Raw genomic sequence first — 18,304 nt, 5'->3', positions numbered from 1 at the left:
TTAGCTTTACTGCCTCAACAACCGAAGTCCTTAAAATTCCTTCACCTAAGGTCCTTTAACAGCAATACTAATTTTAAAACTGTGGCAAATGAGGCCTCGTCTGCATGATGTCCTCAATAGCTGTCAACACCTTTTCAGTAAGCAATGGCAGTACTTCTAAAGTGGTCAGGTTTTCTTTTAATTGCGCGGTTTTCGAAGCGCCTAAAATTACCGTACTCACATTTGGATTTTTTAAACACCAGGCCAGAGATAATTTCGCCAGAGGAATGTTCAATTGATCTGCAAGTCCCTGAAGTTTTTCTGCTTTTTTCAGCTTCTCTTCATTTAACACCGCATCTTTCAGCCATTCCATTCCTTTGAGCTCTAGTCGTGTATCTTTAGTTACCCCTGAAGTGTATTTACCAGACAATAACCCGGAAGCCAAAGGAGACCAGATCGTGGTTCCCAGTCCATACTCTTTAAACAGCAGCAAATATTCATTTTCCATTTTATTGCGTTCCAGTAAATTGTACTGAGGCTGCTCCATCGTAGGGCCGATTAAATTATACTGTTTAGCTACGCGAATGGCTTCCATAATTTCTGAGGCGCTCCATTCAGAAGTCCCCCAGTACAGGATCTTGCCCTGCTGTAATAAGGTATTCATCGCCCAAACCGTTTCTTCAATCGGCGTGTTTTTATCCGGTCTGTGGCAGAAATAAAGGTCCAGGTAATCTACTTGTAACCTTTTTAAGGCCCCATGACAAGCCTCAATCACGTGTTTACGGGACAATCCCATCCGATTTGGCCCTTTGTTTTCTGTTCCAAAAAACACTTTGCTAGAGACCACAAAAGATTCCCTGTCCCATTTCCTGGCTTTAAGAATCTTTCCCATTACGATCTCAGATTTCCCTTCCGCATAACCTTCGGCATTGTCGAAAAAGTTGACTCCTGCATCATAAGCAATCCCCATCAGTTCATCGGCAGTCTGATCACTGATCTGCTGGCCAAAAGTAAGCCAGCTACCCAATGAAAGCGCACTCACCTGTAATCCTGATTTTCCTAAACGTCTATATTCCATCTAATTTTATGTTTTAATGAGTTGATATGTGCTTTTATTTGTCTTATTCCTGTTTTATAAAGTATTCAAAAAACAGCATTCCTGTCATTAAGTTTTCTTTTTTGGGGCATCGGGGCTTTTCAGATAATATTTTTACCTTTATATAACACAAGCTTCCCACAGAATGAGAATTTACCTGCTAATCCCTTTAATTGCCTTATTGAGCTGTAATGCCCAAAAGAATCCCTCGCAGGCACAAATCAGCAAACCCATCAGTAAAACGGAACAACAACTATTAAAGGATGTAGAGACCTTATCTTCTGATCGTTTTGAGGGACGTAAAACAGGTACTAAGGGCGCTGAAATGGCTAGAGCATATATTGAACAGCGATTTAAGGAAATAGGCTTAGCGCCGCTCCCACACCTTGGTAATTATGAACAGGTTTTTACGTTCAAAGACAGGGCTGGTCAGGAGATTACAGGTAAAAATATGCTGGCTTATGTACCGGGACGAAATACGGAAGTGATCGTCATTTCTGCACATTATGATCATGTAGGGATCATCAAAGACCAGATTTACAATGGGGCAGACGACAATGCCTCCGGTGTAGCCGCTTTATTGAACTTTGCTGCTTACTTTAAAAAACATCAACCCAATTACAGTATGGTATTTGCCGCTTTTGATGCCGAAGAAATGGGGTTGAAAGGTTCAAAAGCTTTTATAGAGTTAGCCACGATTCCTTTAGAAAACATCCGGATGAATGTGAATATGGACATGATCAGTCACAATGACAAAAACGAACTGTATGCCTGCGGCACTTTTAAATACCCACAACTAAAAAAGTATTTCATTACCAGTAAACCTACCATTAAAGTGATCATGGGACATGATGATCCAAAAACCGGCAGTGAAGACTGGACCAATCAGAGTGATCAGGGCTCTTTTAATGCGAAGAACATTCCTTTCTTATATTTCGGAGTAGAAGACCATAAAGATTATCACCAGGCCTCAGATAAGTATCAGAATATCAACAAAAAGTTCTTTACCAATGCTGCGGCTTCCATCCTGGAAATCATTAACAACATTGATAAAGAACGCAATCTGCAGTCTATTTTCAGACAAAAACTACAGATGAAAAAGCAATAGGATTAGAACTCTATGGCTAAAAGGCTGTTTAAAGGAATATGAATTCCATTTTTCAATTGTAAGTATTTTTCTGTCACCTGCCATACCGTAGTAGAAACCGTTTTAGGTCCTTCTTTTGTATTAAAGGAAATGTCTGCTTTTGATTTAAATTCATTCCCCAGGCGTTGTGCAGAATTCAACTTATCTCTTAATTCTTCGGTATGGTTCTGGTCAGCAGGTATGATCTGGCTGATGTCTATTGATTCTTTCTCGATTAATTCCCCAATCATAATACTCTGGCTAAATGTAATAAATATGCGTTTCTTAATTTAAAATCGCAATTAAAAGCCATAGATCAAAGTCATTTTGACATCCTATTGTAAATAGGATTTTACAATGATCAAAAAACGCTGATTAACAAGGTTTTATTTTTTTAAGCGATAACGTGTTTCCACCATACCCGCAGCAGTCATGTTACTGTTTGAATAATCTGTCTTCATCAGTTTAACCGAACTTGCAGTAGCACCGGCGATGCCGTTTGAAGCGGTTCGGCTGGCCAAAACTGACGGAGCCACCGGAGCAAGAACAGAAAGTGCTTTATTTAAATAGCTCTCTTTAGGATCCCCAAAATCATGCTCAGCATCATCATAAAGATCTGCCCCTCCAGTATCCGCAAAATCAGGTTTCATTCCAGAATAATACCCACCTTCCCCATTTTTGTTTTTACTTTCAAAACTTGGGAGATATATAGAATAGTGTTTGTCTAACGTAATCGGAAAAAAGCCTACAGGCTTGCCATAAGTAGTCGTACCCACCAGCTTAACACTCTGCATATAAGGTTTGATGCTATTGATCAGCAATTCACTTGCAGATGCGGTATTACTGGAAACCAGAAACACAATATTTTTCAATCCGTTTAAAGGTCCCTTTTTTGAGAATGAATATATATTTCCGGCATCAGACCAATCCACATCATTCAATGTATACATCTTACCAGAACTGCTGTATTGAATATTGCCCTTAGCATCTGTTAAAGGTTGATTCTTCAATATACTGGCTTTTCCACTCTTCATCACACTATTATAAGTTTCAGAAAACATCACTCCATTGGTATTGGCAGGAGCCAGCAGATTCAATAGGTATTCTGCTGTTTCCACAGAACCACCGCCATTATAACGTAAATCAATCACTAAATCTGTGATATTATTAGCAGCAAAATTGGCAAAGACAGGATCGATTCTAGTATCAGTAGGATTTTTACTATCAGGATTTGTCAATACTGAAAAGATCGAATAAGCCAGATAACCCACTTTTTTCCCTCCCTGATCAATTACTTTCGAAGCAAATATCGGGCTGCTCGTATATTTTTTAACACTAAGTGGCACATCGTTGAAAGTTGTTCCATCCGGTCTGATCCCAGAAAAAGTGGTGCTGCTGGTAGTACCATTCAATACATTATTGATGACACCTACTTCTGCATCGAAATTAGTTCCTATAGCACGGCTGCCAATTTTGGTAATCTGGGTTCCACGTGTAATTTTTGCAATATCAGCAGGTGAATTCGGATAAACAGCTTTTACAAAAAGCTCATATCCTGAGTTATTCCCATAACCTTGAAAATTTAAAAAGCCCATGTCAAAACCAATGTCCGACAGGTCTACACTAGACGATCTATCCGGAGCAGTACTTTGGCTGCCATTTGAGGTATCTTCGTCCCTGATAAATGCATATTTTGGAGAAGAAGAACCGGCAACAGTTTCAAACCCAGAAAATTTGGTAATGTTAAACAGCTCATTGTTGAAATTGGCCAGATCAGTACCCAATTTAGTATAAGTTCTTGGATCAAAAACATCATAGGTAGGCAGTTTATCATTCCAGTAATAAATCTGCTGAGCATATAAAAACAGCGAATCATTGGTCAGTGCTCTTCGGTCTGAAGTAGGAGTCTGTTTCGTATTCCCGCCCGTAGGCTGAGGCTGCTCCGTGTCTGGAGTTTCTGGGATGACCTTGCTTTTTTTGCAGGCATTGAATAGCACAGGAAAAAGTGCCAATGCGATTAAAATATACTTTCTGGAGCTTAACCTTCTTATCATCCTTGTTCCCATTTTCTATTACAAATCTATAATAAAAAAACCTCATTACCTGATGATGATCAGTAATTTAACAAGTGTTTTATTTTAAACAGCTTAATTATTTTTATCACAAACCAAGCTGTTTAAGAATAAACAAGGTTATTTCAGCAGCTCTTCGATAGCTAAAAATTTAATTCCTGCATTAAGTGCACATTCCTGATCTGCTGGTTTAGCACCAATCAAAACCATTTGTTCTGGTTTTAAATCATGGCGTTCCAGGATCATTTCTATCCCTTTTGTACTTGGTTTTGGTTCAGATTCTTCAGAAAAATAAACGATCAGATGCTTTTCCAACCCATTCCATTCTACTTGTCTGATTTTATTTAATTGCATCAGGGAATCACCGTCTACAAATAAAAACACTTGCTTCCCGTTGGCAACAATTTCCTGCAAGAAAGTAAGCGTTTTATTATAGATGAGCAGCTTCAGTGGAAGTTTTGCGTTTTGCATCACCAGATCATAATTTACTTTATACTTCTCTGGAATTTTGAACTCTGCAGCAGTTTTCTCAAATAGATCTACAGTACCATGAGCAAGGTATTGCTCTTGCATATATTTTACAATATCGCTGGCATTTAATTGTTCACCGTATTCAATAAATTGCGCGAACAGGTAGTAAACCTGCAATAAATAATCCTTTTCAGGATAAATTACATTGTCCAGTTCAAAAACGAATGCTTGTTTGTCTTTTAGTAATTCTTCTGCCCTCATGGGATAAAATGATTAGGAATTGATGGTAAATAAAACTGGTTTCAGGCCTTCAGGGCTGTCAATGGTGTAAAATACGCCGTTCAATTTTTCTTTAATGCCCAATTCCTTTTGTGCTGCGTTCGCATTTTCAGGGAATAGCAATCCACCTTTCTGGTACAATGCCCAATCCCCGCTTTGCTTTTCAGTGCTGAGGTATTTAGCCAACTCTGCTGGCTGCGGCAGTAAAACCTCGATCCCAAATTCTTCGAATAAAACGATAGATTTAGCTACTGCTTCAATTTCAAAATCATGGATTGGCAATAGCATTTCTACATTTTCGTCCAGACAGTTGTTGAGTAAAGTATGTGCAGTGGTATCGTCATTTCTGGTCCCTAAGGAGTGCATTTGATAAGCTGTAGAAGAAAGCGCAGGCATATCTCCGTAATCGGCAAGTAATATATGTTGATTGGCAAAAGCTTTCAGCAGCTTTAATGCTGAGGCAGATTTACCTCCTGTAATTAGTATTTTCAAAATGTTATATGATTAATCCGTCTTTCATGGTAACTACCCTATCGCTGATTTCCGCCAGTCCTTCGTTGTGGGTAACGATCACAAAGGTCTGTTTAAAATTATCACGAAGGGTGATAAAAAATTCGTGTAAGGCATTGGCGTTGGCAGAGTCCAGATTACCGGAAGGCTCATCAGCCAGGATAATGGCAGGATGGTTTACAAGTGCCCTCGCTACTGCAATCCGCTGCTGTTCACCGCCAGACAATTCATTGGGTTTATGTGCGGCGCGATCTTTCAATCCCAGCAGCTCCAAAAGCTCAATTGCACGGCGCTCTGCATCTTTTTTACTGGTTTTAGCGATAAATGCAGGAATGCAGATATTCTCTAAAGCGCTAAATTCAGGTAGCAGGTGATGAAATTGAAAAACAAAGCCTATATTTTTGTTACGAAATACACTCAGTAGTTCTCCGGAAAGTTGATTTACCTTGGCACCATTTAATTCGACAGTTCCCTGATCTGGCTTGTCTAAAGTCCCTAATATGTGCAGTAGGGTACTTTTACCCGCACCAGAGGCGCCAATAATGCTGACAATTTCTCCCTTTTCCACCTCAAAATCTACCCCTTTCAGGATGGGTAAATTTCCATAAGCTTTCTTTATACCTGTTGCTTTTAGCATAAATGCAAACTTACTGTTTTTAAAACCAATCTGAAATTGTAGATTTGGACAAATTTTTTCAGCAAATGAATATCCACGAATATCAAGGTAAAGAAATACTTAAAAGTTTTGGTGTAGCCGTACAAGAAGGCGTCGTTGCCCACACGGTTGAGCAGGCTGTAGAAGCGGCTAAAAAAATGAAAACTGACTACAATTCTGATTGGGTTGTGATTAAAGCACAGATCCATGCAGGCGGAAGAGGTAAAGGCGGTGGCGTAAAGCTGGCGAAAAACCTGGAAGAAGTAGCACAAAGAGCAACCGATATTTTAGGTATGCAATTGGTTACTCCTCAAACTGGCCCGGAAGGAAAGAAAGTGAACAAGATTTTAGTGGCACAGGATGTTTATTATCCTGGAGCATCTGAAACTAAAGAATTCTATGTGAGCGTGCTTTTAAACCGTTCAACTGGAACTAACATCATTATGTATTCTACCGAAGGTGGAATGGACATTGAAGAGGTTGCAGAAAAAACTCCTCATTTAATATTCAAAGAAGAGATTGACCCTAAAGTTGGTCTTCAAGGATTCCAGGCTCGTAAAATTGCCTTCAATCTAGGATTAAGTGGTGCTGCTCACAAAGACATGGTGAAATTTATCACCGCGCTTTACAAAGCTTATGACGCTACTGACTCTGCGATGTTTGAGATCAACCCAGTATTAAAAACTTCTGATGACAAAATCATCGCTGTTGATGCTAAAGTTGACTTAGATGAGAACGCTTTATTCCGTCATCCTGATTATGCAGCAATGCGTGATAAATTGGAAGAAGATCCAACAGATGTGGAAGCAAGTGAGTCTAACTTAAACTATGTGAAATTAGATGGTAACGTTGGCTGTATGGTGAACGGTGCTGGTTTAGCAATGGCGACCATGGACATCATCAAAATTGCAGGTGGTGAGCCAGCTAACTTCCTGGATGTAGGTGGAACTGCAAATGCACAAACTGTAAAAGCAGGTTTCAACATTATCCTTAAGGATCCAAATGTGAAAGCTATCTTAATTAACATCTTTGGTGGTATCGTTCGCTGTGACCGTGTTGCTCAAGGTGTAATCGATGCTTACAAAGAAATCGGTGATATTCCTGTTCCAATTATCTGTCGTTTACAAGGTACTAATGCCGCTGAAGCGAAACAGTTAATCGATGAATCAGGATTAAAAGTATATTCTGCAATTGCATTGAAAGATGCAGCAGATTTAGTGACTAAAGTATTGGCATAATTACCAGTTTTTAGTTAAAAATCTAAAAGGTCAATTGTTTACTCAATTGGCCTTTTTTTTATGCCCTAAATTTTGGTTTTGAAACCTAAAAAAGACTATTGCTGGCTTATTTGGAGCGAGTACTGTATTTATTTTGCCTATAAAACAAAAGAAGCCTCAGGTCATCCAACCTGAGGCTTCTTTAACCAAATATAAATTAAACGAGCTGACACAAATATAGAAGTTAAACAGACAATTCACAATTTATTTAAAAATAAATTGCAATAAAAATGAATAAACAGTAAAAATTAAAAGAAATACACCTTAAAATCAACATTAAAACCAAAAATTAGCAACAAAACACTAAATAATAGCTGGAAATATTAACATTATATCACCAAAAACAGATACAAATAGATTTTTACATGCACAATTCACAAAAAGAACTAATAAAATGAGGTTAAATTGGATTATTTTACAATTATTTTCACAAAAGACTAAAAATAAGAACCTAAAATCCTTCTAATTTCAAGGAAACATAAAAAACGGAACCTTTTTGCGTTTCACTTTCAAACCAGATATTTCCTTGCTGTTTCTCCGTAAACTCCTTACACAAGAGTAAGCCAAGACCAATTCCTTTTTCATTATTGGTTCCGTAAGTAGCGGAAGCATTGAGCTCGAACAGGTGTTCCTGTTTTTCAGGCGTGATGCCGATTCCATTATCAGATATAATGATCATTCCGCTGGTTCCGCGATAACGCGTGGAAACGATCACCTCTCCTCCCTCAGGAGTAAATTTAATAGCATTAGAAACCAGGTTCCGAACTACCAGATGAAGCATGTCGTGATCAGCCATTAAATAAAGTTGTCCGGCAGTGAGCATTCGCAAACGGATTCCTTTTTTATTAGCGATGGTATTTTCTATTTTTAACCAGCCCTGGAGGGCTTCATTTACATCTAAGGCCTTCAACTGCACATTACCCCCTTGCAGCTGCGTCTTCGACCAGGAAAGCAGGTTCATGAGCATTTCAGAAGTATCTCTGGTAATCTGCAGCAGCTGTCCTTCAATCAATTGTTTTTCCGCTTCATCCAGTCCGATGGAATTCAGAATTTCTAAATAGCCCTGTATGGAACTCAAAGGCATCCGTACATCATGCGCTACGATAGACAATAAGCGATCCTTTTCTCTGTTCAGGTATTCCAGTGCTCCCTTTTGCAATAGGATCTCATCTTTCTGTGCCTCAATTTCCCGGTTTCGCTGCTCTACAGACAAACGCTCATAAGCGTAGTTTTTCCGCATGTAACTGATAGACAGAAAAATTAAGACCGTAGAAACGACATAAGTGACGGCAAAATCAATGACTCTTGCAAAAGGGCTGTAATAAAGATCGGGTGCTAATTGCGGCTGATGATATTCTAATACCAGTACTGCCAATACTATAAATATATTGACCGGTACCCAAAATTTATACTGCGCTTTCGGGATGATGGTGATGATGAGGAAAAAAGAAAGCGCAAAAAGCAGCACGTTTGGCCCAAGAATTCCAGAATTATAAAAATAGCAATAGGTAAAAGTAATGTTGCTGATGATACAGAAAAGCGTAATGGCCAGATTGGATTTTCTTTTTATCTTGGAAAGATAATACAGCCCGACAATAAACACCATGCCGGCACAGCATAGCCAAGACAATTCTTTAAGCTCCATTAAATAATTATATGGTGCTTCCACCATCAGGGCAAAAAATGCAAAAATACATATGGTATTAAAAATACGCTCTTCCAGAGAAAACTCCCCGATGTCGCCTATGGCCTTTTGCCAAAAAGATTGGATACGATTAGATTGCACGCTAATTATGATTGAGATGTCGCTTCGCAAACTTAATACAATAAGAAACATAAAAAAAATCAATTAAATCCTTATTTTTGAACCTCTCCACAATAAAATCATGATCAAAAGAGAAAAAGTAAAAAGCCTGTTAGAGACAGAGCAGTTCGACAGAGAAGTAACAGTGATGGGTTGGGTGCGTACTTTCCGCAACAATCAGTTTATTGCTATCAATGATGGTTCCTGCATGGGAAACATCCAGATTGTTGTTGACTTTAATAATACCCCTGAAGATTTATTGAAACGCATTACTACTGGCGCTGCCATTGCAGTAACTGGTACAATCGTAGAATCTGTTGGAAAAGGACAGAGAGTTGATATTAAAGCGAATACGATTGAGATATTAGGTGATAGTGATCCGGAGAAATTCCCATTACAGCCTAAGAAACACAGTCTGGAGTTTTTAAGAGAAATCGCGCATTTACGTTTCCGTACCAATACTTTCAATGCGGTATTTAAATTGCGTCATGCTTTAGCTTTTGCTATTCATCAGTTTTATAATGACAGAGGGTTTACTTATATGCACACCCCTATCATTACCGCTTCTGATGCAGAAGGTGCTGGTGAAATGTTTAAAGTAACCAATTTAGACCTGGAGAATCCACCAAAAACTGAAGATGGTAAAATAGATTTCTCACAGGATTTCTTTGCCCGTGCGACTAACCTAACCGTTTCCGGACAGTTAGAAGGTGAGCTTGCTGCTATGGCTTTTGGACAGATTTATACTTTCGGCCCTACTTTCAGAGCAGAAAACTCAAATACTACCCGTCACCTTGCTGAATTTTGGATGATTGAGCCAGAGGTTGCTTTTGCAGACCTGGAAGACAACATGCAATTGGCCGAGGACATGATGAAGTATGTGATTAAATATGCTTTAGAGAATTGTAAAGAGGAAATCGACTTCTTAAACAATCGCTTGTTAGAAGAAGAAAAAACTAAACCTCAGAATGAGCGTTCCGAACTTTCCTTAATTGACAAGTTGAACTTCTGTTTAGACAATGATTTCGAGCGCTTAACTTATACGGAAGCGATTGCGATCTTAAGGTCTTCTAAACCTAATCAAAAGAAACAATTCAAGTATCTTATTGACGAATGGGGAGCAGATTTACAATCAGAGCACGAACGTTACCTGGTAGAGAAACATTTCAAAAAACCGGTGATCTTAACCGATTATCCTGCAGATATTAAATCTTTCTATATGCGCCAGAATGAGCCTGATGCTCAGGGCAGAAAAACGGTGGCCGCAATGGACATTCTTTTCCCTGGAATCGGTGAAATGATTGGTGGCTCTCAAAGAGAAGAACGCTTAGACAAGCTGACACAAAGAATGGATGAGCTAAACATCTCTCAGGAAGAAATGTGGTGGTTTTTAGACACCAGACGCTTTGGATCTGCACCACACTCCGGCTTCGGATTAGGTTTCGAAAGACTGGTACTTTTTGTAAGTGGTATGACGAACATCAGAGACGTAATTGCTTTCCCTCGTTTCCCAAAAAACGCAGAGTTTTAAGCTTTATATATTTTCATTTAAAAGGGCAGGATTTTCAAAAATCCTGCCCTTTTTATTTGTCTTCCTTGCTCAGCAGCCTTTTATTTCTGCCCAGCAGCGCGTTGTTTAACTTTGCCCTGCAGCTGGAAGCTGATCATTGAAGGAGTTCGCGTGAGCATAATCCACAATCGAAACCTTATAATCCGTAGGCGCAAAACTGCTCGAGGTACTTAATGCCATTCCCAATTCAAAACGCAGTGGATAAGGTGTTTTCAATAAACTTCCTTCCGGGATATAAGGGAAAGTTTCCATATAAGACTGCATCACATTTGGAGCGATCCTCCTGTTGATATAAGCCCTGCTAAGCTGATAAGTATGCTGTAAACCCGCAGCACCTAATAATTCTACCGCACTGCCTACCGTCAGTTTATGAAAATTATGTACCCGTACCTTTTTATCTTCTACTACTAAACCTTTCATCAAACTTGGGTCTTGTGTGGCTACACCTGTCGGACAGGTATTACTGTTACACTCCAAGGCCTGAATACACCCCAGGGCAAACATCATTCCTCTTGCAGAGTTACATAAATCTGCGCCAAGGGCGATGTTTTTTATCAGGTCGAAACCTGAAGCCACTTTCCCTGAAGCAATAATTTTAATGTGCTGTTTTAAGTTAAAGCCGGTCAGCACATCGTAAACAAAGGCAACGCCTTCTCTTAATGGCATTCCTACCGCATTTGAAAATTCCTGTGGTGCTGCACCCGTTCCGCCTTCCCCCCCGTCTACGGTAATAAAATCTACATATATTCCGGTTTCAGACATCGCCTTGCATATGGCAAAAAATTCGGATCTTCTGCCAATACAAAGTTTAAAACCGATAGGCTTACCTTCCGATAATTCCCTTAGTTTTTGCACAAAAGCGACCAGTTCTAAAGGTGTTTTAAAAGCCGAATGTGCTGGTGGAGAGATCACGTCAAAACCTTCTTTTACCAAACGGATTCTGGCAATTTCAGGGGTCACTTTCTTTGCCGGCAGAATCCCGCCATGCCCGGGTTTAGCCCCCTGGGAAAGTTTTATTTCAATCATTTTCACTTGCGTTGTTTTCGCTTTTTCTCCAAAAGCTTCGAAATTAAAGGTTCCATCATGGTGACGGCAGCCGAAATAACCGGTACCAATCTGCCAGATCAAATCTCCGCCGGGCCCGGCGTGGTAATCACTGATTCCACCTTCTCCGGTATTGTGGGCGAAGTTTCCTAGTTTTGCCCCTCCATTTAACGCCAGAATTGCATTCTGACTTAAAGAACCAAAACTCATCGCCGAGATGTTGTAAATACTAGCCGAATAAGGCTGCTTACATTCAGGTCCGCCAACCAATACTCGCGGATCTTCATCTAATTCCGTATGACTGATGGCTGCGATGCTATGGCTTAGCCATTCATAGCCATTTTCATAAACATCGAGCTGGGTTCCAAATGGGATCGTGTCATTCTCCCGCTTTGCACGCTGGTAAATGAGCGATCGGTTTAGCCTGCTGAAAGGTTTTCCATTGGTATCACTTTCCACAAAATACTGGTATACTTTTGGACGGAGGTCTTCCGCCAGATACCTTAATCTACCCAATACCGGATAATTTCTGACTATACTGTGCTTGGGCTGATATAAATCATAGATTCCAAGCAGAATGATTGGGCCAATAAAAATAAATGCCCAATAAAAAGGTGGCCAGGCGAAACTGATCATCAGCGTAGCACTCACCAAAAATGCAGCAATTGCGATAAAAGCTTTTCTCATAAAGGATAATTTAATGAAAACCTACCATTACAACAACAATAAACCAAAATCGGTATAAAGATTGTGTAAATTTACACATGCTCATAAAAATCTATCCTGAAAATCCAAATCCTAAAGCAATTGAAGAAGTTGTTGAAGTCTTGAAAAAAGGAGGCATCATCATCTATCCCACTGATACTATTTACGGATTAGGCTGCGACATTACCAATCAAAAAGCAGTAGAGAAAATTTGTCGACTACGTGGCATCAAGCCTGAGAAGGCTAATTTCTCGTTTATCTGTTCTGATTTGAGACACATCTCAGATTACGTCAAACCGATAGATACCGCTACGTTCAGGGTCTTGAAGAAAGCCCTACCCGGCCCTTTTACTTTCATTTTTAATGCGAGTAACAATGTGCCCAAGCTGCTGAGCTCTAAAAAGAAAACAGTAGGGATCAGGGTGCCAGACAATGACATTGCCAGAGAAATTGTGAAAATGCTGGGAAACCCGATTTTATCGACCTCTATTAGGGACGATGATGAAGTGATTGAATATTCTACAGATCCGGAATTAATCCATGAAAAATATGAAGACAGCGTAGACCTGGTAATTGATGGTGGTTACGGTGATAATGAACCTTCTACAGTGGTAGATTGTACTTCCGGAACCTTTGAAATTATCCGTGAAGGTAAAGGCGATCTGGAAAGTCTCCTTTAAACTGTTGCCTAACTCCAGCTCGAATCTTATCTTTAGCGCATGGCGAAACTATTAAATTTACAAGCATTCAGGGATTTTTTCCGTTCCGGACAAATTGGGGGAATTATCCTGCTGGTTTGTGTAGCAATCTCTTTATTTATCGCAAACTCCTCTTTTAGTACAGGATTTGCAAATCTGCTGACTACCGAATTAGGGATTAATTTTGGCAGCACCAGCATCTCTTATACCGTATCTGCATGGATCAATGACGCTTTAATGGCTGTATTTTTCCTCTTGGTGGGTCTGGAGATCAAAAGAGAACTACTGGAAGGAGAGTTGTCTTCTTTGAAGAAAGCCTCTTTACCTGTTATTGCCGCATTAGGCGGAATGCTGGTTCCCGCCGGAATTTACTTTGCATTCAATACAGGATCTCCCACTGCGAGCGGATGGGGTATTCCAATGGCTACTGACATTGCCTTTGCACTGGCCATTATTTCTATGCTGGGCAAGAGCGTACCTACTTCTTTAAAGGTATTTTTAGCAGCCCTAGCGATCGTAGATGACCTTGGGGCCATCCTTGTGATTGCCGTTTTTTACACTAGTGAGGTTCATTTTGATTACTTATTAATGGCAGCTGGCGTATTGGCCGTCTTATTCCTGTTTAATTATCTGAACTTAAAAGCATTATATTTTTACCTCATTCCAGGTATTTTCCTTTGGTATTTCATCCATCATTCCGGTATTCATGCGACTATTGCAGGGGTATTATTAGCTTTCACTATTCCTTGCAACAAGACAAATATTGAATCTCCGTTGGAAAAACTGGAACACCTGTTAAACGGTCCGGTAAATTACTTTATCATGCCCATCTTCGCTTTAGCAAATACCAACATTACTTTTCAGAAAGAGATGCTGGGTGGGTTGGTTTCGCCGCTTGGAATGGGAATTATCCTGGGCTTATTTGTCGGAAAAACAATAGGGGTGACTTTATTTTCATGGGTGGCGGTAAAGCTCAAACTAGGGACTTTACCTTCCAGATCCGGCTGGAAGCACATCATCGGATTGGGGATGCTTGCCGGAATCGGTTTTACCATGTCGATTTTTATTTCCCTATTGTCTTTCAGCGACGAGATGCACGTGACGGAGGCCAAATTTGCCATCCTATGTGCTTCAATAATTGCTGGATTAACAGGCTTTATCTACTTGAAATCAATCCACAAAAAGAAAGCGCTTACGGCTTAAAAGTTTTCATAAATTCTTTTACACTACCGGATACATCATCGGCTCTCAGGCTTTTCACAAAGGCAGTCCCGATGATGGCTCCGTTAGCATACTGACAAGCTTTATCAAAGGTTTCTTTGCTGCTGATCCCGAAACCAATCATGGTTGGGTTCTTTAGTTTTAAGTCTGCAATTCTGGAGAAATAAGCTTCTGTACCTTCAGACACGCTTAAATTTTGTCCGGTAGTTGCAGATGACGACAGCAGGTAGATGAAGCCATTACTTAAACCATCGATCTTTTGGATTCTTTCCGGTGCAGTTTGAGGGGTAACCAGGAAAATATTGGTTAAGCCGTGTGCTTTAAAATCTTCTGCATATAATTCTTCGTATTCTGCCATTGGAAGGTCAGGAACAATACAACCGTCTACTCCTACTTCTGCGCATGATTTACAAAAGTTAGCCACGCCATATTGCAATAATGGATTCACATATCCCATTAGTAAAACCGGGATACTCACCGTTTTACGCAGGTCTTTCAATTGCTCAAATAACAATTTAAGCGTCATTCCTTCATCTAAAGCTTTTTTACTGCTGGCTTGAATCACTGGTCCATCGGCAACAGGATCTGAATATGGAAATCCAATTTCCAATAGGTCTGCACCAGATCTTTCCAACTCCTCTGCAATGGCCACTGTATCCCCTAAGTTCGGGTAACCCGCGGTATAATAGATGGATAGTATGTTTTTTTTCTCTTGAAATAACTTATTAATTCTATTCATTGCTGTTCTTATAAACCAAAATACTTCATATAGGTATCCATGTCTTTATCTCCCCTTCCGGACAAACAAATCACTACATTTTCTTTACCTGTAAACTTCATTTTCTCTAAATATGCCAGGGCGTGTGCACTTTCAATTGCAGGAATAATACCTTCCAATTGTGTCAGTAATAAACCGGCTTGCAAAGCTTCATCGTCCGTTACGGAAACGTACTGACCTCTATTGGTCTTGAACAAATGCGCATGCTGAGGACCAACACCAGGATAATCCAGACCAGCAGACACCGAGTAAGGCTCAATTACCTGTCCGTCTGCTGTTTGCATCAGGATGCTTCTGCTGCCATGTAATACGCCTTCTTTACCTAAAGCAGTCGTTGCTGCAGAATGGCCGCTGTCTACCCCTTTTCCGGCAGCTTCAATTGCGATCAATTTTACATTTTCATCGTTAATGAAATGATAGAACATCCCCATGGCATTACTTCCACCACCTACACAAGCCAATACGTAATCAGGCTGATCATTACCGGTCTGCTCCAGTAATTGTTTTTTTGTTTCTTCAGAAATGATTGATTGAAAAGTAGCCACCATATCCGGATAAGGATGCGGGCCAACTACAGAACCAATGATGTAATGGGTATCGATTGGGTTGTTAATCCAGTCGCGCATGGCCTCATTAGTTGCATCTTTCAATGTTTTACTACCAGAAGTTGCGGATACAACTGTTGCACCCAACATTTTCATTCTGGCTACATTTGGTGCCTGACGCTGGATGTCAATTTCTCCCATATAAACTACACATTCCAGACCACGCAATGCACATACTGTAGCGGTAGCTACCCCATGTTGCCCTGCACCGGTTTCTGCAATGATGCGTTTTTTTCCTAAACGCTCTGCTACTAAAATCTGACCAATGGTGTTGTTGATTTTATGTGCTCCGGTATGGTTCAAATCTTCTCTTTTCAAAAAGATATTGGTTCCATACTTTTCAGATAAGCGTCTCGCCAGGTATAATGGCGAAGGCCTGCCGACATAGTCTTTTAACAGTTGATGAAACTCCTTTTGAAAGCCTTCATCAGCGATAATTTCCAGGTATCTGGTTCTTAACTCCTCTACATTAGGATACAGCATTTCAGGGATGTATGCTCCTCCAAAATCTCCAAAGTATCCCTTTTCGTTTACAAAATAGTTCATAATCTTGTTCTTATTTCTTTTATTGATCCTGACCTCTTTTTTAATTACAGGTATGATCCGGGATCATTTGTATGGGTTAACTGACCTTTATTTAATATATTCATTAGGGCAGCAGTTTATAATAATTTGCTTTTAAATGCTTTCAGTTTTTCCAGGTCTTTTAAGCCTGGTTCTATTTCAAACTTGCTGTTTACATCAATAGCAAACAGCCTGTGGTCTACAATGGTGTTCAGCATTTCTGCGCTTTCAACACCTATTCCACCGCTTAAAAAGTAAGGTAGATCCAAGGTATACTTTGTCAGCAGCTGCCAATCAAACTGTTTGCCTGAACCTCCATGATCCGGGGTCTGTGTATCAAATAAAAAATAATCTACAGCTCCTAAATATGGATTCAACCGACTAAAATCAAAGGCCTCGCTGACACCAAAAGCTTTGATCAGCTGTACTTTTCCAGTTGTTTCAGTTTTTCCACTTGCTTCCGTTCTTGCAGCTATTGAATTTACGTTTAGCTCAGCTGAATCTGATGCTTTCATTTCGCTTAGCCTAACTTTCAATGCCCTGCAATATTCCGGGCTTTCTGCACCATGTAACTGCACTGCGTTTAATTGGTATTTATCAACCAGGCTGAGCACTGTTTCCAGCGTTTCATTGACAAAAACGCCAGTTCTCTTTATGTTTTCAGGTAAGGCTGCCAATACTTCCGGCAACACTGCTCCGGCATATCTTTTAGAGCCTTTAAAAAAGATGAAACCCAGGTAATCTGGCTGTAACGCCGCAACCTCCCTGAGGTTTTCAGGATGTAACATCCCACATATTTTCAATTGCGGAGTACTCATTACCCAACCAGGCTTTTAAAGCGTTTCAACGCATTTTTACTGAACAATGATTCTTCGGCTTCATAGAAACAATCGGCAAAAGATTTAGTATCGCTGATGGTCTGAATAGCCAGAGCTGCATTACACAAGACCACATTGTGCTGTGCATCTGTTCCCGCTCCGTTTAATACGTTCATAAATATTTCCGCAGAAGAGGCCACAGTATCTCCGCCTTTAATCAGCGCTTCATCCATCTCTTCAAAACCAATATCTGATACCTTTACCAGGGCTTCTCCCTTTTTATTGAAGACTTTATAATCACAGGTCAAAGAAACTTCATCAAAACCATTCACCGCATGAAGAATGGTATAGTTCTTATCGGTATCCTGATATAAGTAAGCATATAAACGAGCTAATTCCAGACTAAACACACCTACCAATTGATTTTTAGGCTGTGCCGGATTACACATTGGCCCAAGCATATTGAAGAATGTTTTTACGCCAAGCTCTTTACGAATTGGAGCTACCGTTTTCATGGCTGGATTGAACAATGGTGCATGAATAAAGCAAATTCCTGAAGTATCCAGACTTCTCTTTAATGTATCAGGATCGCTTGTGAATTTATAGCCCAGATATTCGATCACATTAGAAGAACCACAACCGGAAGACACGCCATAATTACCATGTTTTGCCACTTTATGACCAGCACCAGCAACTACGAAAGAAGCAAGTGTAGAGATGTTAAAGGTATCTTTACCATCACCACCAGTCCCACAAAGATCAACCAGCTCATAGTCGGAGAAATCTAGTTTGACACATAACTCCAACATCGCATCTCTGAATCCCTGTAGCTCTTCCACCGTAATATTACGCATGCCATAGGCCGTAATAAACGCTGCAATCTGTGAAGTATTAAACTCACCTAAAGCAATAGCGGTCAATATTCTTTGCGCTTCAGCTCTGCTGAAGGTCTTGTTTTCAAATAAGTGGTTTAGTATTTTCTTCATGGGTATAAAACAAAAAAGGCTGCCTTAATAGCAACCCTCAAAATAT

General features: G+C 40.0%; 17 protein-coding genes. 5 read left to right on the top strand and 12 right to left on the bottom strand.

The annotated features are described in order from the left end of the window. Positions 1 to 73: 73 nt before the first annotated feature. A complete protein-coding gene (locus K7X70_RS06465) occupies positions 74 to 1,057 on the bottom strand; it encodes a potassium channel beta subunit family protein (protein ID WP_222536268.1) in 984 nt (327 codons plus the stop codon). Between the two features lie 163 nt (positions 1,058 to 1,220). Between K7X70_RS06465 and K7X70_RS06460 the strand changes: the two genes are divergently transcribed. Further along, complete coding sequence (locus K7X70_RS06460) at positions 1,221 to 2,183, top strand: M28 family peptidase (RefSeq protein ID WP_222536267.1); 963 nt, start codon at positions 1,221 to 1,223, stop codon at positions 2,181 to 2,183. 2 nt (positions 2,184 to 2,185) lie between these two features. Here the strand turns inward: K7X70_RS06460 and K7X70_RS06455 are convergent, their stop codons facing one another. The 5 genes from K7X70_RS06455 to K7X70_RS06435 form a co-directional block, all read right to left on the bottom strand. Then, positions 2,186 to 2,452 carry a hypothetical protein gene (locus K7X70_RS06455; protein WP_187667801.1) on the bottom strand — a complete coding sequence of 89 codons (267 nt, stop codon included), beginning with the start codon at positions 2,450 to 2,452 and terminating at the stop codon, positions 2,186 to 2,188. A 135-nt stretch (positions 2,453 to 2,587) separates the two neighbouring features. Further along, the gene (locus tag K7X70_RS06450; RefSeq protein ID WP_222536266.1) at positions 2,588 to 4,255 is read right to left on the bottom strand and encodes a S41 family peptidase; all 1,668 of its coding nucleotides are present in this window, start codon (positions 4,253 to 4,255) and stop codon (positions 2,588 to 2,590) included. 138 nt (positions 4,256 to 4,393) lie between these two features. Beyond that, entirely contained in the window at positions 4,394 to 5,005 is a 612-nt protein-coding gene (locus K7X70_RS06445; RefSeq protein ID WP_222536265.1) for an HAD hydrolase-like protein, read from the bottom strand. A 12-nt stretch (positions 5,006 to 5,017) separates the two neighbouring features. Continuing rightward, entirely contained in the window at positions 5,018 to 5,515 is a 498-nt protein-coding gene (locus tag K7X70_RS06440; RefSeq protein WP_222536264.1) for an ATP-grasp domain-containing protein, read from the bottom strand. Between the two features lie 4 nt (positions 5,516 to 5,519). Further along, positions 5,520 to 6,170 (bottom strand): ABC transporter ATP-binding protein, encoded by a 651-nt coding sequence (locus K7X70_RS06435; RefSeq protein ID WP_222536263.1) that lies wholly within the window; start codon positions 6,168 to 6,170, stop codon positions 5,520 to 5,522. A 65-nt stretch (positions 6,171 to 6,235) separates the two neighbouring features. On the opposite strand from K7X70_RS06435, the gene sucC reads away from it, so the two are divergent. After that, complete coding sequence (gene sucC, locus K7X70_RS06430) at positions 6,236 to 7,426, top strand: ADP-forming succinate--CoA ligase subunit beta (RefSeq protein WP_062547383.1); 1,191 nt, start codon at positions 6,236 to 6,238, stop codon at positions 7,424 to 7,426. A 490-nt stretch (positions 7,427 to 7,916) separates the two neighbouring features. Here the strand turns inward: sucC and K7X70_RS24530 are convergent, their stop codons facing one another. Continuing rightward, positions 7,917 to 9,251 carry a sensor histidine kinase gene (locus tag K7X70_RS24530; RefSeq protein WP_222536262.1) on the bottom strand — a complete coding sequence of 445 codons (1,335 nt, stop codon included), beginning with the start codon at positions 9,249 to 9,251 and terminating at the stop codon, positions 7,917 to 7,919. Positions 9,252 to 9,351: 100 nt separating this feature from the next. Here K7X70_RS24530 and asnS point away from each other — a divergent pair, with 100 nt between their 5' ends. Then, positions 9,352 to 10,800 carry an asparagine--tRNA ligase gene (gene asnS, locus K7X70_RS06420; RefSeq protein WP_255606947.1) on the top strand — a complete coding sequence of 483 codons (1,449 nt, stop codon included), beginning with the start codon at positions 9,352 to 9,354 and terminating at the stop codon, positions 10,798 to 10,800. Between the two features lie 105 nt (positions 10,801 to 10,905). Here asnS and K7X70_RS06415 read toward each other — a convergent pair whose 3' ends face one another. Further along, on the bottom strand, positions 10,906 to 12,570 hold the full coding sequence (locus K7X70_RS06415; RefSeq protein WP_222536261.1) for an FMN-binding glutamate synthase family protein: 1,665 nt from the start codon (positions 12,568 to 12,570) through the stop codon (positions 10,906 to 10,908). A gap of 77 nt (positions 12,571 to 12,647) precedes the next feature. On the opposite strand from K7X70_RS06415, the gene K7X70_RS06410 reads away from it, so the two are divergent. After that, on the top strand, positions 12,648 to 13,268 hold the full coding sequence (locus K7X70_RS06410; RefSeq protein WP_062547379.1) for an L-threonylcarbamoyladenylate synthase: 621 nt from the start codon (positions 12,648 to 12,650) through the stop codon (positions 13,266 to 13,268). Between the two features lie 39 nt (positions 13,269 to 13,307). Continuing rightward, a complete protein-coding gene (nhaA, locus tag K7X70_RS06405) occupies positions 13,308 to 14,489 on the top strand; it encodes a Na+/H+ antiporter NhaA (protein ID WP_222536260.1) in 1,182 nt (393 codons plus the stop codon). On the opposite strand, the gene trpA is transcribed toward nhaA, so the two are convergent. The 4 genes from trpA to trpD form a co-directional block, all read right to left on the bottom strand. Further along, entirely contained in the window at positions 14,479 to 15,246 is a 768-nt protein-coding gene (gene trpA / locus K7X70_RS06400) for a tryptophan synthase subunit alpha (RefSeq protein ID WP_222536259.1), read from the bottom strand. The genes nhaA and trpA overlap by 11 nt on opposite strands. Before the next feature lie 8 nt (positions 15,247 to 15,254). Next, positions 15,255 to 16,436 (bottom strand): tryptophan synthase subunit beta, encoded by a 1,182-nt coding sequence (trpB, locus tag K7X70_RS06395; protein WP_222536258.1) that lies wholly within the window; start codon positions 16,434 to 16,436, stop codon positions 15,255 to 15,257. Positions 16,437 to 16,552: 116 nt separating this feature from the next. Next, a complete protein-coding gene (locus tag K7X70_RS06390) occupies positions 16,553 to 17,272 on the bottom strand; it encodes a phosphoribosylanthranilate isomerase (protein WP_222536257.1) in 720 nt (239 codons plus the stop codon). Then, positions 17,272 to 18,258, bottom strand: a complete 987-nt coding sequence (gene trpD / locus K7X70_RS06385; protein ID WP_222536256.1) for an anthranilate phosphoribosyltransferase — start codon at positions 18,256 to 18,258, stop codon at positions 17,272 to 17,274. Before trpD ends, K7X70_RS06390 begins: the two co-directional genes overlap by 1 nt. Positions 18,259 to 18,304: the final 46 nt, after the last annotated feature.

The sequence above is a fragment of the Pedobacter polysacchareus genome (genome assembly GCF_019802255.1).
GTDB classification, from domain to species: Bacteria; Bacteroidota; Bacteroidia; order Sphingobacteriales; family Sphingobacteriaceae; genus Pedobacter; species Pedobacter polysacchareus.
This window is presented reverse-complemented; position numbering and strand designations above follow the sequence as displayed.